Genomic DNA, 22,263 nt, shown 5'->3' with positions numbered 1-22,263 from the left:
AGCCGGCCGGGAAGGGCCGTGGAAGACCCGGCGGAAGGCTCCGCGGAGGTTCGGCGGAAATTGGGCCCCGGGCGCGCGCCCCGGACGGGCTGATCAATTGGGCGGGGTCCGTTCGGCCGCCGAGGCAATCCGACAAAACGGGCGTACGGGCGTTTCGACCGGCCTTCCGGCGGGTGGCGACGTACCCGATTCCTCCCTCGCGCAGATCCCCTCCCACCTGCGAATTCGCGCTTCCGGAACCCCCTCGCAGCACGACCCGGTTGCTGTTGTCAAGCCCCGAGATGCGCCCTGACCTGCGAAAACGCCATTCAGAAGAGAGCGTTCTCGTGTTACTCTGGATAGCCACGGAAGGGGTACCTGTCACATGACGTTCAAGGTTGGCGACACCGTGGTCTATCCCCATCACGGGGCCGCGCTGATCGAGGCCATCGAAACTCGTCAGATCAAAGGCGTGGACAAGACCTACTTGGTTCTGAAGGTCGCGCAGGGCGACCTGGAGGTGCGCGTACCGGCGGAAAACGCGGAGCTCGTCGGTGTGCGTGACGTGGTTGGCCAGGACGGCCTCGACCGGGTCTTCGAGGTGCTCCGGGCGCCTTACGCCGAGGAGCCGACCAACTGGTCCCGGCGCTACAAGGCGAACCTGGAGAAGCTCGCGTCCGGCGATGTGATCAAGGTGGCCGAAGTCGTGCGCGACCTGTGGCGACGTGAGCGCGAGCGCGGGCTCTCCGCTGGTGAGAAGCGGATGCTCGCCAAGGCCCGCCAGATCCTGGTGAGCGAACTGGCTCTCGCGGAGAACACCAACGAGGACAAGGCGGAGACGCTGCTCGACGAGGTCCTGGCCTCCTGACCCGGCGGTCTCCCGACCCGGCCGGCCCGGCCTTCCGAAGCCCGAAGTCCCCAGGAGGAGCCGGTCCCCCGGAGGTCTTCCGGTAACCCGGGCCGTGATCCGGCGCGCGGGACCGGACGGATACCGCGGACGTACGGCTGCCCCCGCGGCGGTACGCCGGTGGACCACCCGGCCCGGTGGAACGCCGAACGAATGTGAACCGTGAACACCGTGAAAATGCCGCGGTGCCCGGGTGAGGACGTGCGGTCCGGTAAGGACCGGCGGTCCGTCACCGGGCGCTGCGGCATCTCCGGATGAGGGGATCCGTAGCCGAAGGGCTCCGTCGGCCCGGACCGGTCGGCCCGAAGCCGGTGTCGGCCCGGACCGCGAAGTCACCTCGAAGCCCCCGCGCCGAGGGCTCGTGGCCACTTCCAGGCCGCCACGGCCTGCTTCGGTGCCCAGGTGCCGGGCCCGGGCGGCCGCACGAACGGTCGTCACGGAAGGGGCCGATCGGGACGTCGCGCCCGGCACGCTGAATGCCATACCCAACCGCGCCGAGGACACAAACCTGAACGTGCAAGCGATGCCAGACAATCCGATGTCCGCCACCGGCCGCACCGCCGTGGTCATCCCCGCCGCCGGCCGCGGCGTACGGCTCGGCCACGGCGCCCCCAAGGCGCTGCGGCTCCTCGGCGGCACCCCGATGCTCGTCCACGCCGTCCGGGCGGTGGCCCGTGCCCGGACCGTCTCCCAGGTGGTCGTCGTCGCCCCGTCGGACGCCGCCGCCGCCGTCCGCACCCTGCTGGACGAGCACCCGCTGCCCGGCTCCGCGGGCTCCACCGACGTGACGGTCGTCCCCGGCGGTGCCACCCGGCAGGAGTCCGTCGCCCTGGGACTGGCCGCACTGACCGGCGACATCGACGTGGTCCTCGTCCACGACGCGGCCCGGCCGCTGGTCCCCGTGGAGACCGTGGAGGCGGTGGCCGCCGCCGTACGCGCCGGGGCGCCCGCCGTCGTACCGGCGCTGCCCGTCGCGGACACCGTCAAGCGGATCGCGCCCGGGGTGCCGCCCGGGGAGCCCGAGCCGGTGACGGACACGCCCGAACGCGCCCTGCTGCGGGCCGTGCAGACCCCGCAGGGCTTCGACCGCGCGGTGCTCCTCAAGGCGCACGAGCGCGCCGCGGGGGCTCCGGGGGAGGGCGAGGGCGCCACCGACGACGCCGGGCTGGTCGAGCGGCTGGGTGTGCCCGTGGTGCTGGTGCCCGGCCACGAGGAGGCGTTCAAGGTGACCCGTCCGCTGGACCTCGTGCTCGCCGAGGCCGTACTCGCCCGCCGGAGGGCCACCGATGGCTACTGAGCCCCCGCCGCCCCCGCCGTCCGCGCCGTCCCTGCCCCTGGTCGGGATCGGCACGGACGTGCACGCCTTCGCCGAGGGCCGCGAGCTGTGGTGCGCGGGCCTGCGCTGGGAGGGCGAGGAGTACGGCCTGGCCGGGCACTCCGACGGTGACGTCGCCGCGCACGCCGCCTGCGACGCGCTGTTCTCCGCCGCCGGCCTGGGCGATCTCGGCGCCCACTTCGGCACCGACCGCCCCGAGTGGTCCGGCGCCTCGGGCGTGACCCTGCTCGCCGAGGCGGCCCGGATCGTACGGGACGCGGGATACGGGATCGGCAATGTGGCGATCCAGGTCATCGGCGTACGGCCCAAGATCGGCAAGCGGCGCGAGGAGGCGCGGGCGGCGCTCTCGGCGGCGGTCGGCGCGCCCGTGTCCGTCTCCGGGACGACCACCGACGGGCTGGGCCTGACCGGCCGCGGCGAGGGCCTGGCGGCCGTGGCGACGGCGCTGGTCGTCCGCCGCGGGTAGCGCCGCGCGAGCCGGGGTCCCGCCCCGCTCGCCGCCCCGGCCCCCATTCCCGGTTTCCATCCCCGGCTTCCGCCCCTGGCCCTCGGCCGGGAGGTACCCCGTGCCGCGTCGGCCCCGGCTCCGGAGGCCGGCTCCCGGCCCCGGGGCGGGGCAGCGCGGTCCCGGTGCCGCCGGATCACCCCGGGGCCGGGAGCCGCTGGGCCGGGCGGCGTATCCGGCGGGCGTGGCGGCCCCGCCGCCGGGGGCGGGGCGGGGAGGGTGGGAGCCGGTGTCCCCGAGGCAGTCGTGGGGGACCAGCAGGGACCGGAGTCCGGCCCGGAGCCCGGTCCGGAATCCTCAGCCGCCCCCGGAGGGAAAGGGACGTTCCCGTGGCAGCCGTACTGTCGGACAACCTCAAGCAGCTCCTCGACAAGCCCGTCTTCGTCAGCGTCGCCACCGTCCAGCCCGACGGCCGCCCGCAGGTCTCGCCGGTGTGGGCCAAGCGGGACGGCGACGCCGTGCTGATCTGCACCACCGTGGACCGGCGCAAGGCCAGGAACATCGAGCGCGACCCGCGCGTCTCGGTCGTCGTCCAGGACCCGGACGCGCCGTACGAGTACGCCGAGATCCGCGGCGCCGCCACCCTGACCACCGAGGGCGGGCAGGAGCTCATCGACGAGCTGTCGGTGAAGTACACCGGCAAGCGGTACGCCGACTTCAACCCGGCCGCGGGGCAGGACGCCGAGCGCGTCGTCGTCCGCGTCACCCCCGAGCGGGTCACCGGCATGGGCGGCCTCGTCTGAGCGCTCGCCGCCCCGCCGGGGAGCGGGCGCGCGGCCGGAAAGCGCGGGCCGTCCGGCACCGGACGGCCCGCTTTTCCGACTACCCTTTGACGCGTGACTCTTCGCCTGTACGACACCAGCGCCCGGCAGATCCGTGACTTCACCCCGCTCACGCCGGGCTGCGTCTCGATCTACCTGTGCGGTGCGACCGTGCAGGCGCCCCCGCACATCGGGCACATCCGGTCGGGGCTGAACTTCGACATCATGCGCCGCTGGTTCGAGTACCGCGGCTACGAGGTGACGTTCGTCCGCAACGTCACGGACATCGACGACAAGATCATCACCAAGTCCGCCGAGCAGGGCCGCCCCTGGTGGGCGATCGGCTACGCCAACGAGCGGGCCTTCGGCGACGCCTACACCGCCCTCGGCTGCCTGCCGCCCACCTACGAGCCGCGCGCCACCGGCCACGTCCCCGAGATGGTCGAGATGATGCGCACGCTCATCGACCGCGGACACGCCTACGCCGCCGACGGCAACGTCTACTTCGACGTGCGCTCCTTCCCCGGCTACCTCTCCCTGTCCAACCAGGACCTGGACGACCTGCGCCAGCCGTCGGGCGAGGGCGAGACCGGCAAGCGCGACCCGCGCGACTTCGCCCTGTGGAAGGCCGTCAAGCCCGGCGAGCCGAGCTGGGAGACGCCCTGGGGGTCCGGCCGCCCCGGCTGGCACCTGGAGTGCTCGGCGATGGCCCACAAGTACCTGGGCAGCGCCTTCGACATCCACGGCGGCGGCGTCGACCTGGTCTTCCCGCACCACGAGAACGAGATCGCCCAGTCGAAGGCGTACGGCGACGAGTTCGCCCGCCACTGGCTGCACAACGCCTGGGTGACCATGAGCGGCGAGAAGATGAGCAAGTCGCTGGGCAACTCGGTGCTCGTCTCCGAGATGGTCCGGCGGTGGCGGCCCGTGGTGCTCCGCTACTACCTGGGCACCCCGCACTACCGGTCGATGATCGAGTACAGCGAGGACGCCCTGCGCGAGGCCGAGGCCGCGTACGGCCGGATCGAGGGCTTCGTCCAGCGCGCCGCCGAGCGGGCCGGGTCCGTGGAGCCCGCGGCCGAGGTGCCCGGGGAGTTCGCGGCGGCGATGGACGACGACTTCGGTGTCCCGCAGGCGCTCGCCGTCGTCCACACCACCGTCCGGCAGGGCAACGCCGCCCTCGCCGAGGACGACAAGGACGCGGTGGCAGCCGCGCTGGCCGCCGTACGGGCGATGCTGGGCGTGCTCGGCCTCGACCCGCTCGACGAGCGGTGGGCCGGCGGCACCGGCGAAGGCCGCGGCGAGGAGCTGAACGAGGTCGTGGACTCCCTGGTCGGCCTGGTCCTGGAGCAGCGCCAGGCGGCCCGGGTCCGCAAGGACTACGCCACCGCCGACGCCATCCGCGACCAGCTCCAGCGGGCGGGCCTGGTCATCGAGGACACCCCGGCCGGGCCGCGCTGGGAACTGGGTCCGCGGGACACCGCCCGCTGAGCCGTCCCGCGCCGAGCCGTCCCACGCAGTGTTCCGCGCACCCCGAACCCACCGACAGCAAGAACAGCAAGCAGAGATGAGTGATCCCGATGGCCGGGAACAGCCAGCGCCCTAACCGGCGCACGTCCAACAAGAAGGGCGCGCAGGTCGGCAGCGGCGGCAAGCGGCGCCGCGGCCTGGAGGGCAGGGGCCCCACCCCGCCCGCCGAGATGCGCAAGGGCCACGCCAAGAACCGCGTCGCCAACGCCCGGGCCCGGCAGGCCGCCCGCCGCCCCACCGCCCGGCGCGGCGGGAAGGGCACCTCGGAGCTGGTCGTCGGCCGCAACCCGGTGGTCGAGGCGCTGCGCGAGGGCGTACCGGCGAACACGCTGTACGTGCAGCAGTTCATCGACAACGACGAGCGCGTCCGCGAGGCGCTCCAGCTCGTCTCCGACCGCGGCGGCATCCATCTGATGGAGGCCCCGCGCCCCGAGCTGGACCGCATGACCAACGGGCTCAACCACCAGGGCATGGTCCTGCAGATCCCGCCCTACGAGTACGCCCACCCCGAGGACCTGGCGGCCGCGGCGTACGACGAGGGCGAGGACCCGCTGATCGTCGCCCTCGACGGCGTCACCGACCCGCGCAACCTGGGCGCGGTGGTCCGCTCCGTCGCCGCCTTCGGGGGGCACGGGGTGGTCGTCCCCGAGCGCCGCGCGGCCGGGATGACCGCGGGGGCCTGGAAGACCTCCGCCGGCACCGCCGCCCGCACCCCGGTCGCCCGGGCCACGAACCTCACCCGCGCCCTGGAGGCGTACCGGAAGGCGGGGCTGATCGTGGTCGGCCTGGCGGCCGAGGGCGAGGTCGAGCTGCAGGACGCGGCCGCGCTGGACGGACCGCTGGTGCTCGTGGTCGGCAGCGAGGGCAAGGGGCTGTCGCGGCTGGTCGGCGAGACCTGCGACCTGCGGGTGCGCATCCCGATGCCGGGCGGCGCGGAGTCCCTCAACGCCGGTGTCGCCGCGGGCGTCGCGCTCTACGAGGCCGCCCGCCGGCGCCGCCCGTAGACCGGCGCGCGGCCCGGCTCGCAGTTCGGCGCGCAGTACGGTGCGGCGCCCGGTGAGTGCCCGGGCGCCGCACCGGCCTTGACTGGCCCCCGACAGATCGGGGCCGCCGAGGCAGTGTCCTCCGCGCGCGTCACTCGGTTAGATGAGCGTGGACACCAGAACACACCGCGAACCGGGTCCCTCGGGCAGCTCCTCCAAGAGGGCGCCCGGGAAGCCTCCCGGGCGGGCCCCCGGAGGGAAGCAGCGCGGTTTCGTCGAGGACGAGCCGGTGCTGACCATGGTCAGGGTGCCGAGCGACCCCGCCCAGGTCACCGTCAACCACGCCAGTTTCCGGGTGGAGTTCGCCTCGCCGCCGCCGTACGGCCGGCTGGTGACGACCGGCGCCGGTGAGCTGACCGGACTGGCCGGGGTGCGTGGCGCCACCCGGGTCAGGCGTGCGGCGGCCGGACGTCCGGCCCGGCGGCGCGCCCCCGTGGTGTGGAGCGGCCGGACCGAGCCCGGCGACGTACGGACCGCCCGGCTCCTCCAGGCGCTCCGCCGCGCGGACGGCGGGACCGGCGGCAGGGCCGGCGGCAGGGCCGACGGCGGGCGGGGGCCGGGCCCCGCCGCCACCCGGACGCTGCCGCGGGTGCCGGCGCAGCCGGGCCCCGCCGCGCAGGACGGGCCGTCCGCCGCCGCCGACGTCACCCAGGCTCTTCCCGTGGTCCCCGCCGCTCCCGCCGTCGTGCCGCCCCAAGGGGCCCGGCCCCGGCCGCCCGGGCGCCCGCTGCTCGACGGTCTGCGGCCGGCCGAGGGCGCGTACGACGTCCCGGAGGACGAGCCGCCCTACCGCCTCTACCGGGACGACCCGTACGAGACGCACGGCCTGCACGGCCCGGACCATCCGGCCGCCGGGGACGGCACGGAACAGGGGAACGGCGCGGACGGCACGGAACCGGAGGACGGCGCGGACGCGCACCGCCGCGGCGCCGCCCGGCACGGCTACCAGCCCGGCCGCCGTACGAACCTCGGCGCCGTCCTGCTGCCGCTGCGGATCCTCCTCGGCCTGGTCTGCGTCCAGGACGGCGTCGGCAGGCTGTGCGACCCCCGCCACCTCGCCGCCGGCGGACCCGGCTCGCTGGCCGACTGGCTGCGCGCCATGCGGCCGTGGGCGGTGGCCGAGCCGCTGCACGGGCTGGTGCTCGCCCACCCCGTCGGCGCCGGGCTGGTCGCCGCCTTCCTCCAGATCATCGTCGGCGTACTGACCCTCATGGGCCTGTGGCAGCGGGTGGCGGCCGGCCTCGGGGTGCTGCTGTCGGTCGCCGCGATCGCGGTGGCGGGCTGGCGCGCGACCCCGGTGTACGAGGCCGCCGACATCCTCCGGCTCGCCGCCTGGAGTCCGCTGGTCATCGTGGGTGCGCCGTACTACTCGCTGGACTCGCGGCTGGCGGGCGAGGCCTGGCGGAAGCTCGGCCCGCGGGTGGAGCCGGGGGAAATGCGGCGGCGCGTGCTGCGCCGCGGCGCGGCCGTCGCGACGGTCGTGCTCGGCCTGACGCTGCTGGTCGGCTCGGTGCTGGGCAGCGCGGTGCGCTCCGCGCGGGTCGTCACCGTGCCCGAGCCCGGCGGCCCGCTGACCAACAACCAGCCGGGCTCGCCGCTGCCCCGGGACTCCGGCGAGTACCCGGGCCCGTCCGGCCCGGGGCGGGAGTCCCGGCTGCCGGGCGGCGGCCCGGCGGGGTCGGCGCCGCCGAGCCCGTCCGGCCCGGAGTCGAGGAGCGCGGAGCCGGGCCGTACGGAGGACGCCGGCACCGGCGCCGGGGACGCCGGGCGGCGGACCGGTACACCCGGCCGGGAGCAGTCCGGGGAGGCGTCACGGCAGTGGCCCGAGCCGCCGCCGGCCGTGTCCGAACCGCAGCCCCGGATGGACGGGGGCGCCACGGGCGGCAGCGCCGAGGCCGTCACGGGCGGCGGCACCGGGGGCGGCGGAGGCGGGGAGCAGCAGCAGGACGACGGCCCCGAACCGGAGGCCGAACCGGGCGCGCTGGGCGGCCTGCTGGGCTGACGTCCGTGGCGGCGGCCCGGCGGCACCGCGGCACGACCCGTACGCCCCCGGCGGCCCAGGAGTCCCCGGGGGCTTCCGGTGGCCCCGGCGAGGACAGGCGCCGGGGCCACCGCCGGGCGGCCGCCCCTCTGCGGACCCTGCGGACCCTGCGGACCCTGCGGACCCTGCGGACCCTGCGGACCCTGCGGACCCTGCGGACCCCTACCGCCGCGCCGCCTGGGCGCGGTCCCGGTCCGCGAGCTCCCGGGCCGCCTCGCTGAGGTCCTTGGCGGTGTCGATGGCCCGCCAGTACGCGCCGTGCGGAATCTGGAAGCCCGCCAGCGCGCGTTCGCGCGCCAGCCGGGGGAAGGTGGTCCGCTCGTGGTCGCCGCGGTCCGGCAGCAGCGCGGTGAAGGCCGCGGAGAAGACGTAGACGCCCGCGTTGATCAGGTAGGGCGAGGGCGGCGCCTCGATGAAGTCCAGGACGTGCCCGAACTCGTCGGTCTCCACGGCCCCCCAGGGAATGCGCGGCCGGGCCAGCGCGAGGGTGGCGGTGGCGTCGCGCTCGGCGTGGAACTCGGCCATCTCGCGCAGCGAGAAACGCGTCCAGATGTCGCCGTTGGTGGCGTACCACGGCTCGTCGGGGCGGGGGAGCGAGGCGGCGGCGTACTTCAGCCCGCCGCCGCGGCCCAGCGGCTCGGCCTCCACGACGGTCCGCACCCGCAGCGGCAGTTCGGCCTCCGCCAGCCACTCCTCGAGCACCTCGGCGAGATGCCCGCAGGAGACCACCGCGTCGGTGACGCCCTCGGCGGCCAGCCAGGCGAGCTGGTGGCCGATGATCGGCGTCCCCGTACCCGGGATCTCGACCATCGGCTTGGGACGGTCGTCGGTGTACGGGCGCAGCCGTGATCCCTGGCCGCCGGCCAGGACCACGGCCTGGGTCGGGTGGATGTGAGCGAGCTGGGCGTCGAGAGTCATGCCGTGACGATATGCGCAGCCGCTCCCGCACCCGTCCGGTACCCGTCACTTGTGCGGGGGTGCCCGGCCGGGCACCCCCGCACAAGTGACGGGGAACGAAGAGAAGAACGGGAGGAACGACGGGAGGAACGACGAGAGGGAGGACGCCGGGAACCGGCGGTGCCGCCGGTCAGCGGCTCACGGCGATGCCCGCGGCGAAGGAGGTGTCGCACACCGGCCGGGAGAACTCGTGGGCGCGCCGCGCGGAGCCGTACTTCTCCACCGCGGCCCGGCCCAGGGCCCGGGCGAGGGAGGCGCAGTGCCCCGCCAGCGACGGGTCCCGGTCCACCTCCGCCTGGAGGCTGGTCAGCGCGGCGCCCGGGTCCTCGCGCCGGAGCTCCTCGACGAGCCTCTCCCGGAGCACCTCGTGCCGGGCCCTGGGCGGCCCGCCGGGCGCGGCACGCTCGGCGGAGGCGGTGAGCACCCCGGTCCCGGCGGAGGACGCCCAGGGGACGGCGGTGACGGCGAGCGTCCCGGACAGGACCAGGACGACCGGGAGGACGAGGGCGAGAGTTCTGCCGATACGGCGCGCTACCTGATTCACTGCTGGAGTCTTCCTCGCGAAGGACGGACACGGACCCCCGCCCGGGGAGCCCGGCTGGCGGAGCGCCCGATTCCGGGGCCGTTGCGATGGTAGCGAGGAGTGGCGATCCGGCGACATTTCGTCACCCCGCCGAGTGATGGAACACCTGTGCCGGGGGTGGCGCGGACAGCGGAGGGGCCCGTACCCCCGCGCGATGCGGATGTACGGGCCCCTGCCGGATGCCGCTGTGCCGTGCCCGCCGGGGCGGGCACCGGGCTCAGTCGCCCAGCCGCTCACCGGTGGAGGAGGAGAACACGTGGATCTCGTCGGCGTGCGGCACGACGTGGATCGTCGCGCCCTTCTCCGGGATCTCGCGGGCGCCGACGCGGACGATCAGGTCCTTCTCCTGGCCGTCGACCTGGGCGGTGCCGTAGACGTAACCGTCGGCGCCGAGCTCCTCGACGACGTTGACGGTGACGGCCAGACCGGCGCTCGGGTCGCTGCTGATGTCCAGGTGCTCGGGACGGATGCCCACGGTGACGGTCTTGTCGCCCTTGCTGACGGCCCCGGCCAGCGCGTCGCGCTCGATCGGCACCACACTGTCGCCGAACTTCACACCGCCGTCGGTGATCGGCACCTCGACCAGGTTCATCGCCGGGGAGCCGATGAAGCCCGCGACGAAGAGGTTGGCCGGCCGGTCGTACATACGGCGCGGTGCGTCGATCTGCTGCAGCAGGCCGTCCTTGAGCACGACCACCCGGTCGCCCATGGTCATGGCCTCGGTCTGGTCGTGGGTGACGTAGACCGTGGTGATGCCCAGCCGGCGCTGCAGACCGGCGATCTGCGTACGGGTCTGGACACGGAGCTTGGCGTCCAGGTTCGACAGCGGCTCGTCCATGAGGAACACCTGCGGCTCACGGACGATCGCGCGGCCCATCGCCACACGCTGCCGCTGACCGCCGGAGAGCGCCTTGGGCTTGCGGTCCAGGTAGGGCACCAGGTCCAGGATCTTGGCGGCGTCCTCGACCTTCGCGCGGATCTGGTCCTTGGGCACGCCCGCGATCTTGAGGGCGAAGCCCATGTTCTGGGCGACGGTCATGTGCGGGTACAGCGCGTAGTTCTGGAACACCATCGCGATGTCCCGGTCCTTCGGCGGCAGGTGGGTGACGTCACGGTCACCGATGCGGATGGAACCGCCGTTCACGTCCTCCAGGCCCGCGAGCATGCGCAGCGAGGTGGACTTGCCGCAGCCGGAGGGGCCGACGAGGACGAGGAACTCGCCGTCCTCGATCTGGATGTCGAGCTGGTCGACGGCGGGCTTCTCGGAACCCGGGTAGATCCGGGTCGCCTTGTCGAAAGTGACCGTAGCCATGTGTCTGGTGTCTCCCTCACCGGCAGGAACGTGCCGGACGATCCGAGTAAAGGTCGTGTTCCACAGGTGTGAACCTGTTCGAACGTGCGCTGACGTTAACCCGCCGGGAGGCCCGTTGTCAGCATCTCCAGGACACATCCCCGTCACTTTTCCCGCACCCCGCCCGCCCCCGAGACCGTCCCGGAAACCCCCGCGGACCGGCGCCGGGATGCGGGTAGACTGCCTGTGCGCGACAGCGCACGCCGCCTTAGCTCAGCTGGTAGAGCGCCGCTCTTGTAAAGCGAAGGTCGTCGGTTCGAACCCGACAGGCGGCTCACAGCCCCAGCAGGGGAGAAGCCCCGGACCATGATCGGTCCGGGGCTTCTGACATCCACAAGTGACATCAGCAGGGGACGGGAAGCGTCAGGGTGACCAGGGACGAGGCGCTCAAACAGTTGAGGACGCTCGCGCAGGCGCATGCGCTCGGTCGGCACGTCGGCTCCGACCGTCTCATCCAAGCGGCCCTGGACGCGCTCCTGGCCGACGTCGACTCGCCTTCGATTCCTCTCCTGGCCGGCCTCGGACGCCGGGAGGAGCACGAGGCCCGGGAGCTGTTCGACCGGGTGGCGGATGAGCTGGGTATCGGCTTCGAAGCGCCTGAGGACCCGACCGTCGCCAAGTGGGCGCTGGCCTACTGGCTGGCCGATCAGGTCGTGGAGGGTTCCCTGGACCCGGCCAGGGGCGCTGATCTGATCTGGGCCGAGGTGGCGATGGACCTCGGTTACCCCGACGAACTGCAGCCGGTCGTCCAGGCCGCCATTCAGCTTGCGGACTGGGACGAGAACTGGGGCATCCCGCTGGAGAGTCTCAAGGAGGACGCCCGCACCGCTGTCCGTGAGCTGGTGAGGCGGAGGCCGCCGGCCTGAGCCCCGCGGACGGCCCGGCGGCCCGCCCCGTCCCGTCCTCGCCGGCCCTCACCCCCCGGGGACGTCCGGCCGCGGGGCGGCGGGGTCAGGGTCGGGCCCGGTCGCCGGTCGCGGGGGACAGGCGGGCGCGCAGCTCGTCCGGATCGGCCACGAACCACAGCGCGCTGCCCCGGTTGCCCTCCCGGACCAGGTCGCGCAGGGCGGTGCCGGTGGCCGTGTGCGCGCCGATGTCGCCGACGACGGCCAGGCCGACGCCGTACTGCGCGAACTTCTGCGTCACCTCGCCCGCCACCCCGGTCCGCAGCCGGAAGAAGTCCTCGTGCAGCCGGCCGGCCGGGACGGCCGCCCAGGCGGCTCCGGCGCCCGACGCCGCGCCGATGACGTCGAGGGCGTCCTGGGTGCCGCGTATCAGGGGCCCCTCGGCCGCGCAGAACAGGACGGTCGTGCCACCGATGTGCTCGGCCCTGTCGGTTCCGGCGGTGCCGCCGGTGGTGTCCGTGCCGTCGGTCATGACTTCTCCTCCGCGACCAGGCTCGGAGACCGGGTCCGCGGCCCGTCCCGGTCGGCAGGACGACCTCAGGAGCGACCCGCTCCGGGCTGTGTTCCTCACCGGGAGAGTAGGCGGAGGGCTCCAGGGAGGGAAAAGGGATTTCCGGGAACGGCGTGACGGGTGCGGGGCGCATGCGGCCGCGTACGCGGGCGGGCCCGCGGGCGCGGCTCACACACCCAGGACGGCGCGGGCCGTGAGGAAGCAGATGATCAGGCCGGAGGCGTCGGCCAGGGTGGTGACCACGGGGGCGGACACCTCGGCCGGGTCAGTCCGCAGCCGCTTGGCGGGCGGCGGCACGGCGGCCCCCGCGGTGGCCGCCCAGGAGCGGATGACCACCAGGGGTGAGGAAGGGGGCACGGCGGGAGGGGGAACCCGGCCGGCACGCGTCGGATGGTCCCGGCCGGGCACCTGGAACGGACATGGGTGCCCTTCTCGCACTGGCCTCGGCGGTCTGCTACGGCGTCGTCGACTTCGCCGGCGGACTGCTCTCCCGCCGGATCCACTTCGCCGTCGTCACCTTCCTCGGGCAGGTCGGCGGCCTGTTCCTCGCCCTTCCCCTGGCCCTTCTGGTCCCCGCCGAGCGGGTCGGTACCGCGGACCTGCTGTGGGGAGCGCTCTCCGGGGTCGGCAGCGGTGGCGCGATGCACTTCCTCAACCGCGGGCTGAGCCGGGGCGCGATGAGTGTGGTGGTGCCGGTGAGCGCCGTCACCGGGGTGGCGCTGTCCGTGCTGTGCGGGGTGTGCTTCCTGGGCGACCGGCCCACGGTGCCGGCCTGGTCGGGGATCGTCCTCGCGGTGCCCGCGCTGTGGCTCGTCTCCGGCGGCACCGGCCGCCGCGCCGGGGCGGCGCGGAACGCGGCGGGAGGAGCGGGCCGGGCCTCGACGGACGGCCTGATCGCCAGTGCGGGCGTGGCCGTGCAGTACATCGGGCTGGCCCAGGCCGATCCGGCGAGCGGGCTGTGGGCCGTGTTCGCCGGACGGGTGGCCGCCGTACTGGTGCTGCTGCCGGGCACCTGGCGGCACGCCGCCCGGTTCCGGCAGCAGCCCCGGCTGCTGGGCGAGGCGGTGCTGATCGGGGCGGGCGCGGCGCTGGGGCTGAGCCTCTACCTGTGGGCGACCCGCCAGCAGATGCTGGCCGTCGCCGTCGTACTGGCCTCGCTGTATCCGGCGATCCCCACGATCCTCGGGCTCGCGGTGCTGCACGAGCGGCTCACCCGGGCGCAGGCCACCGGCCTGCTGGGCGCTACGGCCGCCACCCTCCTGCTGACGCTGGGCTGACTGCTGACGCCGGACAGCCCGTCGGCGGGCGTTCCTCTGCGGGTGCCCGGGTGAACCACCGATGGATTCCGGATGTCCCCGCGCTTACCGCGCTGTCCGGAAAGCGCCGTCGGCGGCCGGGGACGCGGGCGCCGGCGACACCTCGGTGTACCACTCCCGGCCGAGCAGCAGCCCGAACAGGGGCGCGGGGAGGCGGACCAGCGCCCGCATGAGGGGAGAGAGCCGGCCGGGCCCCATGAGCTGGGAGCGGTGGGCGGCGAGTGCCGCCTGCTTGTGCCTGGCGAAGCGCCGTATGTCGACGGTGTGGGTGACGGCCGCCTGCGGGCTGTAGACGGTGTGCAGGGCCGCCGGGTCGAAGCGGAGCGGCAGCCGGACCAGCCGGGCGAGCCGCATCAGCCGGGCGACGGTCTCGCGCGGCACGGTGGCCTCCAGCAGGCGGGGGGTACCGGCGAGTTCGGCGGCGCGTCTGCCGATCCGGTGCACCCGGACGTGGTCGCGGTGCCCGTAGCCGCCGTTGGCGTCGTAGCTCAGCAGGACGTCCGCGGCCTCCTCGCGGAGGACGGCGGCCAGGCGTCCGGCGGCCTCCTCGACATCGGCCCGCACGAAGCGGGTACGGCCGGGCGGGTCGGGGTGGAGCACCGGGCCGTGGCCGCTGTCGGCGTAGCCGAGGTGGACGGTGCGGGCCACCCCGAGCACGGCCGCGCTCGCCCGCAACTCGGCTAATCGGGGGGCCTCACGGTCCGCGGGGACCGCTCTCACATGGCCGTCGGTGGCGGTCACGACCACCACCCGGTGTCCTTCGGCGGCGGCGCGGGCGAGGGTGCCGCCGGTCAGCAGCACCTCGTCGTCGGGATGGGCGTGAAAGGCCAGGATTGTCGTCATGGGCCCACATCCTGGGCCACGCCTCTCCGCCCCGGCACGCTCCTTCCGGCCACAGCGCCCGGACCGGAACCCGCGCCCGGCGGGCGTACGCCACCACGTCGGCTCCGCCCGGGGCCGGTCCGGTCCGGTCCCGTCACAGCGCGACCAGCCCCGCCCGCGTCGGCCGGAAACCGCAGGCGCCGAAGTAGAAGGGGGCCAGGCCGTCCTCGAAGTCGACGTGCAGCCACTCGCACCCGGCGGCGCGGGCCCGCTCCTCCGCGACCGCGACGAGCGCGGCGCCGATCCCGCGCCCCCGGTGCCGCCGGGCCACGACGGTGTCCACCAGGAAGGCGTGCGCCCCGCCGTCCCAGGCGACGTTGACGAAACCGGCGAGGCGGCCGTCCTCCCCGTCCTCCCCGGGCTCCCGTGCGCAGACCCAGCCCAGACTGTGCCGGTGCAGCCGCGTGCGCCAGTCGGTCTGTGCGGGGCGGGGGCCGAAGCCCTCGGCGTGCAGGGCGTCGAGGGCGCCGTTGTCGATCTCGCCCCGCCACTCGTACGCGATCGTCATGGCGCCATCGTGGCAGGGGAGGGCTCCGGCCGGGCTGCCGGGTGCGCCGGACACCGGCATGGCGGGGTCCCTGCCGTTCGCCGGGGCGGGGAACGGGACGGGCCGGTTGTGGCGTCCGTGTACCGGGAAGGACGGTCGGGGACGAGCCGGGGACGAGCCGGGGACGAGGGGGAGGACACCGATGACGCGCAGTCGGGCCGAGCGGGACGCCGTCACGGTGGAGATCGCCTACGCGCTCCTGACCGGGGCTCTCCTCGCGGGGGCGGCGGGGCTCCTCGCGGCGAGCCCGGTCCTCCTGTTCGACCTGGACGGCTCCGCCCGGAAGACCGTCACCGTCGTCGCCCTCGTCCTCGCCGCGGCGGTGCTGCTGTGGCGGCTGGCCGGCGTCCTGTGGGGGTTCGACCCGCGACGGCGGTCCGGCCCCGGCGGCGGCCCGCGGGGCTGAGCCAACGGGCCGGGGCGCGGGAGGCGGGGAAAGGAGGGCGGGCGTGGGTGTGGCGTCGGTCGGGGTGTGGCTCACCGGCCGGGCGGCCGGGGGCGCGGGCGGGGGATACGTGTACTCCTGGCTGGTGCCCGACGACGGGCGGCGCGGCTGGATGCTGTTCGTCCCGGCGGAGCGGGTCTTCCGGGAGTGCGACGGGACGGGGGCCGTCCCCGGGGACGGCATGGAGGTCCACGTCGGGCTGTCCGAGGAGGAGGCCGAACGCGAGCAGGCCCGGTGGGAGGACAGGCCGGAGTGGCGGGTGATGGTGACGGCGGCCGTCGGCGTCTGGCGGAGGTTCCGGGCGGACGGGGAGCCGCCGGAGACCGCCCACCGCACGTTCTGGTGAGCCCGCCGAGCCCGCGAGCTCGGCGAAACGGGCCCGGGGGACCCCGCCCGGAGAGCGGGCGGGGCCGACGCGGAATTGACCCACGATTTCGGTGCCCGAGTGGCCCGGGCCAGGGACCACTCCGGACCATAGGGTCGTGGACATGACGGAGAAGACAACCACCGGTCCCCATCCCACGGCCCCCCGCCAGGCGCTGCTGACCCGCGGTGCGGACGCCGAGACCTGCGCGGACCCGAGCAGTGTGATGACCCTGCTGGGCGAGTCGGACGGCACCGGCGGCTTCACGAGTTACCGGTCAGCCTTCGCCGAGGGCACCGTGGGGGCACCGGCCCACTTCCACACCAGGGCGACGGAGTTGTTCTTCGTACTCGGCGGAGCCCTGCGGGTGCTGGTGGGGGAGGAGGTCACCGTCCTGGGCGAGGGCGACTTCCTGGCGGTGCCGCCGCACACGCCGCACGCCTTCGCCGCGGCGCCCGGCGCCGGGGCGGACGTGCTGTTCGTCTTCACCCCCGGCCTGGGACGGTTCGACTACCTGCGGCTGCTGGGCCGGGTGCTGCGCGGCGAGGCGGACCCGAAGGAGATCGCCGAGTCCGCGGAGCGCTTCGACAACCACTACGTCGACAGCCCGGTGTGGCGTACCGCGCTGGAGGGCGCGGTGTGACCGGCTCCCCCGGCACCTGCCCGGGTGGTCCGGCCCACCTGGAGTGGTGGGCGAATCCCCTGACCTGCCTGGCCCGTGTCCCCGTCGGCGTCACGGTCACCGCCGACGGCGTCCGGTACGCGGCCCTGCCGCCCGCGCGTGGCCCGGCGGACGACCCGGCGGACGACGAGGTCCTCGGAATCCTCGTCGAAGCCGGCGACCCGGTCCTCACGCTCCGCTCCGCGGACGGCTCGACCGAGCCGGTCACCGTGGAGCGCACCGGGGAGCCGGGGCGCCTGCGGCTGACCGCCTGCCGGGAAGCCGGCGGGTGACGGCCTCACTCAGGGCCGGTGGAAGAGGGCGAGCACGGTGTCGAGCCGCGCCGTCCAGGTGTCCAGTTCGGCGCCGTGTGGCGTGGTGACCCGGCAGGAGTAGGTGTTGGCGTCGTCCAGCGTGACCGTCACCGTCAGCCCGCCGCGGTCGTCCCGGACGTACCGGGCGGTGCGGATCTCGTGCCAGGAGAAGTCGACGCCCAGGCCCTTCACGCTGAAGGAGACCCCGTCGGCGTCCGCGACGATGTCGCTCCGGCGGTCCGTGGCGAGGAACTCGGCCTGCGGCGGCGGAGGTGTGGCCTGGGTGGGGAGGTCGGTCACGGACGGGTACGCACCGGGCCGGCCGGCGGGCTGCGGCGGGACGGCGAGGGCGGTGGGAACGGTGGGCGCGGCGGAGACGGCGGAAAGGGGCGCCGGGACGGCGGCAACGGCCGGGACGGCGGAGAGAGTAAGGGCGGCGGGCAGCTCCGCCGCGTCCGGCTCCTCCGTGAACCAGTCGAGCAGCAGGCCGGTGCCCGGCCGGTCCTCCGGGTCCTTCGCCAGACAGGCGGCCACCACCGGCCGCAGCCCCTCGGGGACGGCGGAGACGTCCGCGCCGTGGTGCGCCGACCGGTACAGCAGTGCCGACGGACTGCCCTCGCCGAACGCGCTGCCGCCGGCCGCCGACACGAGGACCGCGCCCAGCGCGAACACGTCCGCCGCACTGGTCACCGCGTGCCCCCGGGCCTGTTCGGGAGCCAGGAACCCCGGGGTGCCGTACGCGGCGCCCGCGGCGTTGGGCCGGGTGCTCCCGACCGCCCGCGCGATGCCGAAGTCCAGGACCCGCGGGCCGTCCTCGGCCATGACGATGTTGCCGGGCTTGAGGTCCCGGTGGACGAGTCCGCAGGCGTGTATGGCCTGGAGCGCCTCGGCGAGCGAGGCGCCGAGGCGGCGCAGGGCGGCCTCGTCCATCGGGCCCTCGGCGGCGAGGAGCTGGGAGAGGGTCGGGCCGGGCACGTAGGCGGTGGCGAGCCAGGGGGGCTCGGCGTCCGGGTCGGCGTCGACGACGGGCGCGGTGTGGAAGCCGCCCACCTTCCGGGCGGCCTCTATCTCCGCGTGGAAGCGCTCCCGGAACGCCGGGTCCGAGGCGAGCTCCGGTTTGGCCACCTTGACGGCCACGGCCCTCCCGCCGCGCGAGCGTGCCAGGTACACCGTGCCCATGCCGCCCTCACCGAGCTTGCGTTCGACGGCGTACGTGCCGATCCGATCCAACCCCGCCCCCAGGACTCACCAACCCGCGGGCCAGTATGGTCCCGTGGTGTCTCCCGTACGGAGACCGGGGTCGGCGGCGCAACCGTCATGTGATCTGCCGGTCCGTCAGCCGGCCGCCTGCCGGGCCGTCAGTCCGCGGCCGGGGCGAAGCGGGCGGTCAGGTCGGCGGCCGCGAGCAGCCGGACGTCCGGACCGAGCCCGGCGTCCAGCGGGCCGGGGAAGAGCCGGTACAGCTCGCCGCGTTCCCACCGGGCCGGCAGGTCGCCGTCGACGAGCGCGGCGAAGCGGCCGTCCGCGCCGAGTTCCCCGGCGAGCGCCCCGCTGATCTCCTTCGCCGTCCCCGTGCGCAGCTCGTCGTGGCCCCACCCCTCCAGCACCCGGGCGGCGAAGCGCTCGGCGGACTCCCGGCCGCCGCGCCGGTAGCGGGCCGCGGAGCGCCCGTCGCACGCGCGGACCCACACCTGTGCGGAACCGGCGGCCGCCAGCCGGGCCGCGAGGTCCCACACGGTGGCGCGGGTGCCGGGCGTGAAGTGGACGGTCAGGTCGGCGGCGAGCCGGCCCAGCCGGCCGCGGTGGCGGTACACGTTGTGCAGGCCGCCGGCGACCGACAGGTTGGTGTCCGTCCACAGCGCGGTGCGTTCCGCCAGGTCCAGGACCATGGGCAGGCACACGCGGGCGTGTCCGGCCAGGTCGAAGCGCTGCCGCACCCGCCGCGGGTCGTACTGCCGGGACCGGCCGCCCGACCGTGCCCCGCTCGCCCGTGCTCCGTCTGCTCCCGTTCCGTCCGCTCCCGTTCCGTCCGGCCGTATGACGCCCGCGAAGGCGTCGGACAGCTCGTCGAACGGCACGTCGTTGTAGCTGAGGACGACCATCACGGCGTACCGGGCCCCGGCCCGGGCCAGCAGCGCCGGGTCCAGGTCGACGAACTCCGTCGCGCCGCGCGGCGGCGGGGCGGAGGTGTAGTCGCCGGAGTGGACGGCGGCGCGGCCGGCGAAGGCCAGACGGGTGTAGTCGCACAGGCCGGTGAAGCGCCACTCGGCGTCGTACAGCGCCACCGACAGGTCCAGGTCGACGCGCTGTCCCCGGGGCTCCGTCCAGTGCAGGAACAGCCGCAGCGGACCGTCGCCGCCGGGCAGCGGCCGGCGGCTGCCGCGTGGCACGGCGACCAGCGCCCGGGCCGCCGCCCGTTCGGCGAACGGCACCACCAGGTCGGCCAGCGCGGCGTCCAGGACGGCCGTACCATCCGGGCCGTCCTCCGTCTCGCCCCCCGACTCGGCCGCGCGGCGCAGCAGTTCGGCCTCCAGCGCCGCGCACACCGCGGCGGCCGCGGCGGGCGGCACCGGCGGCGCGTGGTCGTCGGTGCCGTGGGCCAGGGCGATCGTGCCGCGCGGGAAGAACACCCGGCGCTCGCCCGCCTCGTGCGGGACGCGCAGCCGCCCCCACGCCCCCAGCAGCGGCCCGGGACCGACCCGGCGCAGGGCGGCCGGCAGGGCGTCGAGCAGACCGGGCGGGACGTCGTCGGCCCCGGTCCACAGGCTGTGGACGCGCAGCAGCCGGTGCAGCCGCCGCACCAGTTCGCCGGGGCGGCGCAGCAGCAGCGTGGTGGCGCCCGCGGTGTCCCCGGCGCCGAGCAGCCGCTCGGTCTCGGAGGCGAAGGTCCGTATCGCCGGGCGGACGGCCCCGCCGGGGCGGCCGGAGACCAGCCGCACCCGCTCGCCGAGCCCGGCGGCGGCGTCCAGCAGCCACTCGTTCCGCTCGCCGGACAGGTCCGTGCCGCGCACGACGGCGAACGCCACGGCGGCGCGCGGGAAACGGGCCCGGTACTCGAAGGGGTGCAGCACCTCGCCCGCCCGCTGCCACGCCTGCCGGCGGCGGAGCATGTCCTCGGCCACCGACTCGGGCGGCAGGGCGTCGAGCACCCCGAGCAGCTCCCGGCGCAGGGCGCGCGGCAGCGACCGCAGCCGGGGCGGGTCCAGCAGGTCGGGCTCGCCGCCGGAGTACGCCCACAGCAGGCGCAGTACGTCGGTGGCCGTGTCCAGGTGGGCGGGCAGCAGCGTCCGTGCGGCCGGCGCGGTGGCCTCCCGGCGCAGCAGGGCGGCCAGCACCGCCGCCCTGGTCTCGCGCACCGGGATCTCCGCCGGCAGCCAGTCCAGGCCGGGGTCGGCGTGCGGCAGTACGGCGGCCAGGTCCGCGCGGTCCCGCGGCGACAGCGGGGTGCGGCGGGCCAGCAGGTCGGCCAGCACCGCCGCCGCGCCGTCCCGCGGACCGGCGCCCGCGCCGAGCCGCAGCGGGCGCAGCGGCGCCGGGGGCCCGCTCTCCCGCACCACCGCCGTCCGGCCGTTCCCGGCGGCGGGGCGGGAGCGTTCGGCCGGCTCCGGCTCCGGCTCCCGGTCCGGCCGCCCGGGGTCGTCCGGGTGGGCGCCGCACACCGGGCAGCGGAAGCGGCGCCAGGCGTCCGGGGCGTCCGGCTCGTCCCGGCCGGTCCCGGCCAGGCAGGTCGAGCACACCAGGTGGGCGCACGGCGCGAGCGCGCCGATGTCGCCGGTGCGGCCGCACGCCAGGCACGGCTGGTGCGGCTGGCTGAGGAGGAAGGCCAGGATGCGCTCGCTGTAGAGGCTGTGCGCGTGGTCCGGCACGGCGTCGGGGAAGCCGCGGAACAGCGGTTCGTGGCGGCGGTCGGCGCCCAGCAGCGCGTCGATCCGGCCGAGCAGGCGGATGCCCTGTCCGGCGAGGCCGGCCGGGGGCAGGGCGGCGAGCGCGCGGCGCAGCGGGGCCGTCAGGACGTGGCCGCGTCCGGCGAGGTCGGCCTCCAGAGCCGTCAGCCCGGCGGCGTTGCGCTCGGCGTCGCGCTCCGCGTCCGGCCCGGCGCTCGTTCCGCCGTCCGCCGGTGCCGCGACGTACACGGCGGACAGGCGCCGCAGCAGCACGCCTTCGAGGTCGTCCGCGGCCGTGGCCGTGGTGACGCCGGTACGGTCGGCGGCACGCGCGGTCGCCATGTCCACACCCCCAGGGAAGCGATGCCGGGCGGCGGACACCGCCCGGTGCACAGAACGCGCGGGGGCGGGAAGTGGGCGCGCTGGGGAATCTCGGAGAAGAGAATGAGAAGGAAGCACGCCGCGGAGCCGCCCCCGCGCCGGGTCATCCTAGAAGGCCGGTCCGACGGGCGGCGACCGCTTTTGCCGGGCGCGGACCCGAGGGCACGGACCCAGGGGCACGGACCGTGGCCGTCCGCCGTCTTCCTCCTTCCGTCACTCCTCCCGTTCCGCCGCCTCGGCGACGCGCTTGATGTTCGCCAGGCGCCGGTCCCAGTCGGCCGCGAGCGCGCCCATCCACCGCGCCGTCGCGTCCAGCGCGGCGGGCCGCACCGCGTACCGCACCTCGCGCCCGACCCGGCTGCCGGAGACCAGCCCGGCGGCGTCCAGCACGGTGAGGTGCTTGACCACCGCCTGCCGCGACACGGGCAGCCGCCCGGCGAGTTCCGTCGCGGTGGCCTCGCCCCGCTCGGCGAGCAGGTCGAGCAGCCGGCGCCGGGTCGGATCGGCCAGTGCGCCGAGGACGCTGTCGACGGCCTCGGCGGGACCGGGGTGCTCCTCCGTCATGCGGCGGGCTGTTCGGCGCGCTTCCTGAGCGCGTCGAGCTCCAGCGGCCAGCCCTCGCTGTGGTCCTTCAGGTTCTGACTGCGCAGTTCCGCGGATCCGGCCAGTGCCGCGAACCCGCTCTCGACGACGCGCAGCCGCGTCCGGTCGCCTTCCCCGGTCAGCGTGAACTCCACGAGGGTGCTGTTGTCCTCGCGCAGTTCCTCCCCGGGGAACGCGCTGGTCCAGCGGTACGCCAGATACGTCGGCGGTTCCACCTTCTCCACGCGCACCGGGAAGTCGCCGTGCTCGGCGTTCCTCGCCACCATCGACTCGCCCTCCCTGGCCACGGTGCCGGGCAGGCTCGCCTTGTCGGCCACCCAGAAACCGGGCTGGGCCACCAGCGACCAGACCCGCTCCAGGGGGGCCGCGATCAGGGTCTCGCGTTCGATCCGGTCCTCGCTCATGGGAACTCCTCCATCGTCGTCGTGTCGTGCAACCCCAGAGTTGCACATGGGTG

The 22,263-nt window shown here is 75.3% G+C and carries 24 protein-coding genes and 1 tRNA gene; 14 read left to right on the top strand and 11 right to left on the bottom strand.

The window, feature by feature from the left end; all coding sequences use genetic code 11:
• The first annotated feature begins 364 nt into the window (after positions 1-364).
• The 7 genes from CUT44_RS12240 (at position 365) to CUT44_RS12210 (ending at position 8,063) form a co-directional block, all read left to right on the top strand.
• Positions 365-847: a CarD family transcriptional regulator gene (locus tag CUT44_RS12240; protein ID WP_093658831.1), complete on the top strand. Its 483-nt coding sequence runs from the start codon at positions 365-367 to the stop codon at positions 845-847.
• 562 nt (positions 848-1,409) lie between these two features.
• A complete protein-coding gene (gene ispD, locus CUT44_RS12235; RefSeq protein WP_100201986.1) occupies positions 1,410-2,183 on the top strand; it encodes a 2-C-methyl-D-erythritol 4-phosphate cytidylyltransferase in 774 nt (257 codons plus the stop codon).
• Positions 2,173-2,688: a 2-C-methyl-D-erythritol 2,4-cyclodiphosphate synthase gene (gene ispF / locus CUT44_RS12230; protein ID WP_100201985.1), complete on the top strand. Its 516-nt coding sequence runs from the start codon at positions 2,173-2,175 to the stop codon at positions 2,686-2,688. The genes ispD and ispF overlap by 11 nt, the downstream gene beginning before the upstream one ends.
• Before the next feature lie 368 nt (positions 2,689-3,056).
• Positions 3,057-3,470 (top strand): PPOX class F420-dependent oxidoreductase, encoded by a 414-nt coding sequence (locus CUT44_RS12225; RefSeq protein ID WP_100201984.1) that lies wholly within the window; start codon positions 3,057-3,059, stop codon positions 3,468-3,470.
• Positions 3,471-3,563: 93 nt separating this feature from the next.
• On the top strand, positions 3,564-4,979 hold the full coding sequence (gene cysS, locus CUT44_RS12220) for a cysteine--tRNA ligase (protein WP_100201983.1): 1,416 nt from the start codon (positions 3,564-3,566) through the stop codon (positions 4,977-4,979).
• Positions 4,980-5,068: 89 nt separating this feature from the next.
• A complete protein-coding gene (rlmB, locus tag CUT44_RS12215; RefSeq protein ID WP_100201982.1) occupies positions 5,069-6,022 on the top strand; it encodes a 23S rRNA (guanosine(2251)-2'-O)-methyltransferase RlmB in 954 nt (317 codons plus the stop codon).
• Between the two features lie 142 nt (positions 6,023-6,164).
• A complete protein-coding gene (locus CUT44_RS12210) occupies positions 6,165-8,063 on the top strand; it encodes a DoxX family protein (protein ID WP_100201981.1) in 1,899 nt (632 codons plus the stop codon).
• A gap of 201 nt (positions 8,064-8,264) precedes the next feature.
• On the opposite strand, the gene CUT44_RS12205 is transcribed toward CUT44_RS12210, so the two are convergent.
• From CUT44_RS12205 to CUT44_RS12195, 3 genes are all read right to left on the bottom strand, one after another.
• Positions 8,265-9,020 (bottom strand): nucleotidyltransferase family protein, encoded by a 756-nt coding sequence (locus CUT44_RS12205; RefSeq protein ID WP_100201980.1) that lies wholly within the window; start codon positions 9,018-9,020, stop codon positions 8,265-8,267.
• A 169-nt stretch (positions 9,021-9,189) separates the two neighbouring features.
• Positions 9,190-9,603 (bottom strand): hypothetical protein, encoded by a 414-nt coding sequence (locus CUT44_RS12200; protein ID WP_100201979.1) that lies wholly within the window; start codon positions 9,601-9,603, stop codon positions 9,190-9,192.
• A gap of 256 nt (positions 9,604-9,859) precedes the next feature.
• On the bottom strand, positions 9,860-10,954 hold the full coding sequence (locus CUT44_RS12195) for an ABC transporter ATP-binding protein (RefSeq protein ID WP_100201978.1): 1,095 nt from the start codon (positions 10,952-10,954) through the stop codon (positions 9,860-9,862).
• A gap of 241 nt (positions 10,955-11,195) precedes the next feature.
• Between CUT44_RS12195 and CUT44_RS12190 the strand changes: the two genes are divergently transcribed.
• Together CUT44_RS12190 and CUT44_RS12185 are read left to right on the top strand one after the other, a co-directional pair.
• Positions 11,196-11,268 (top strand) — tRNA-Thr (locus CUT44_RS12190).
• Positions 11,269-11,388: 120 nt separating this feature from the next.
• Positions 11,389-11,859: a hypothetical protein gene (locus tag CUT44_RS12185; RefSeq protein ID WP_233221366.1), complete on the top strand. Its 471-nt coding sequence runs from the start codon at positions 11,389-11,391 to the stop codon at positions 11,857-11,859.
• Between the two features lie 85 nt (positions 11,860-11,944).
• Here the strand turns inward: CUT44_RS12185 and CUT44_RS12180 are convergent, their stop codons facing one another.
• Both CUT44_RS12180 and CUT44_RS32730 read right to left on the bottom strand, forming a co-directional pair.
• A complete protein-coding gene (locus tag CUT44_RS12180) occupies positions 11,945-12,370 on the bottom strand; it encodes a DUF4180 domain-containing protein (RefSeq protein WP_100201976.1) in 426 nt (141 codons plus the stop codon).
• A gap of 207 nt (positions 12,371-12,577) precedes the next feature.
• The gene (locus CUT44_RS32730) at positions 12,578-12,766 is read right to left on the bottom strand and encodes a magnesium transporter (RefSeq protein ID WP_146252209.1); all 189 of its coding nucleotides are present in this window, start codon (positions 12,764-12,766) and stop codon (positions 12,578-12,580) included.
• A gap of 62 nt (positions 12,767-12,828) precedes the next feature.
• Here CUT44_RS32730 and CUT44_RS12175 point away from each other — a divergent pair, with 62 nt between their 5' ends.
• Entirely contained in the window at positions 12,829-13,686 is an 858-nt protein-coding gene (locus tag CUT44_RS12175) for an EamA family transporter (RefSeq protein ID WP_100201975.1), read from the top strand.
• A gap of 84 nt (positions 13,687-13,770) precedes the next feature.
• On the opposite strand, the gene CUT44_RS12170 is transcribed toward CUT44_RS12175, so the two are convergent.
• Both CUT44_RS12170 and CUT44_RS12160 read right to left on the bottom strand, forming a co-directional pair.
• Entirely contained in the window at positions 13,771-14,568 is a 798-nt protein-coding gene (locus CUT44_RS12170; protein ID WP_100201974.1) for a PIG-L deacetylase family protein, read from the bottom strand.
• 133 nt (positions 14,569-14,701) lie between these two features.
• Entirely contained in the window at positions 14,702-15,115 is a 414-nt protein-coding gene (locus tag CUT44_RS12160; protein ID WP_100202102.1) for a GNAT family N-acetyltransferase, read from the bottom strand.
• A 181-nt stretch (positions 15,116-15,296) separates the two neighbouring features.
• On the opposite strand from CUT44_RS12160, the gene CUT44_RS12155 reads away from it, so the two are divergent.
• The 4 genes from CUT44_RS12155 (at position 15,297) to CUT44_RS12140 (ending at position 16,917) form a co-directional block, all read left to right on the top strand.
• The gene (locus CUT44_RS12155; RefSeq protein WP_100201973.1) at positions 15,297-15,560 is read left to right on the top strand and encodes a DUF6332 family protein; all 264 of its coding nucleotides are present in this window, start codon (positions 15,297-15,299) and stop codon (positions 15,558-15,560) included.
• A 43-nt stretch (positions 15,561-15,603) separates the two neighbouring features.
• Complete coding sequence (locus CUT44_RS12150; protein WP_100201972.1) at positions 15,604-15,945, top strand: hypothetical protein; 342 nt, start codon at positions 15,604-15,606, stop codon at positions 15,943-15,945.
• A gap of 142 nt (positions 15,946-16,087) precedes the next feature.
• On the top strand, positions 16,088-16,606 hold the full coding sequence (locus CUT44_RS12145) for a cupin domain-containing protein (RefSeq protein WP_100202101.1): 519 nt from the start codon (positions 16,088-16,090) through the stop codon (positions 16,604-16,606).
• Positions 16,603-16,917, top strand: a complete 315-nt coding sequence (locus CUT44_RS12140; protein ID WP_100201971.1) for a hypothetical protein — start codon at positions 16,603-16,605, stop codon at positions 16,915-16,917. Before CUT44_RS12145 ends, CUT44_RS12140 begins: the two co-directional genes overlap by 4 nt.
• Before the next feature lie 9 nt (positions 16,918-16,926).
• Here the strand turns inward: CUT44_RS12140 and CUT44_RS12135 are convergent, their stop codons facing one another.
• From CUT44_RS12135 to CUT44_RS12120, 4 genes are all read right to left on the bottom strand, one after another.
• Positions 16,927-18,168 carry a serine/threonine-protein kinase gene (locus CUT44_RS12135; RefSeq protein ID WP_100201970.1) on the bottom strand — a complete coding sequence of 414 codons (1,242 nt, stop codon included), beginning with the start codon at positions 18,166-18,168 and terminating at the stop codon, positions 16,927-16,929.
• 128 nt (positions 18,169-18,296) lie between these two features.
• Complete coding sequence (locus CUT44_RS12130) at positions 18,297-21,164, bottom strand: MXAN_6230/SCO0854 family RING domain-containing protein (protein WP_233221365.1); 2,868 nt, start codon at positions 21,162-21,164, stop codon at positions 18,297-18,299.
• A gap of 252 nt (positions 21,165-21,416) precedes the next feature.
• On the bottom strand, positions 21,417-21,767 hold the full coding sequence (locus tag CUT44_RS12125; RefSeq protein ID WP_100201969.1) for an ArsR/SmtB family transcription factor: 351 nt from the start codon (positions 21,765-21,767) through the stop codon (positions 21,417-21,419).
• Positions 21,764-22,210, bottom strand: a complete 447-nt coding sequence (locus CUT44_RS12120; RefSeq protein WP_100201968.1) for an SRPBCC domain-containing protein — start codon at positions 22,208-22,210, stop codon at positions 21,764-21,766. Before CUT44_RS12120 ends, CUT44_RS12125 begins: the two co-directional genes overlap by 4 nt.
• Positions 22,211-22,263 lie beyond the last annotated feature (53 nt).

Origin of the sequence: Streptomyces carminius (assembly GCF_002794255.1) — a bacterium.
In the GTDB taxonomy this organism is placed as follows: Bacteria; Actinomycetota; Actinomycetes; order Streptomycetales; family Streptomycetaceae; genus Streptomyces; species Streptomyces carminius.
This window is presented reverse-complemented; position numbering and strand designations above follow the sequence as displayed.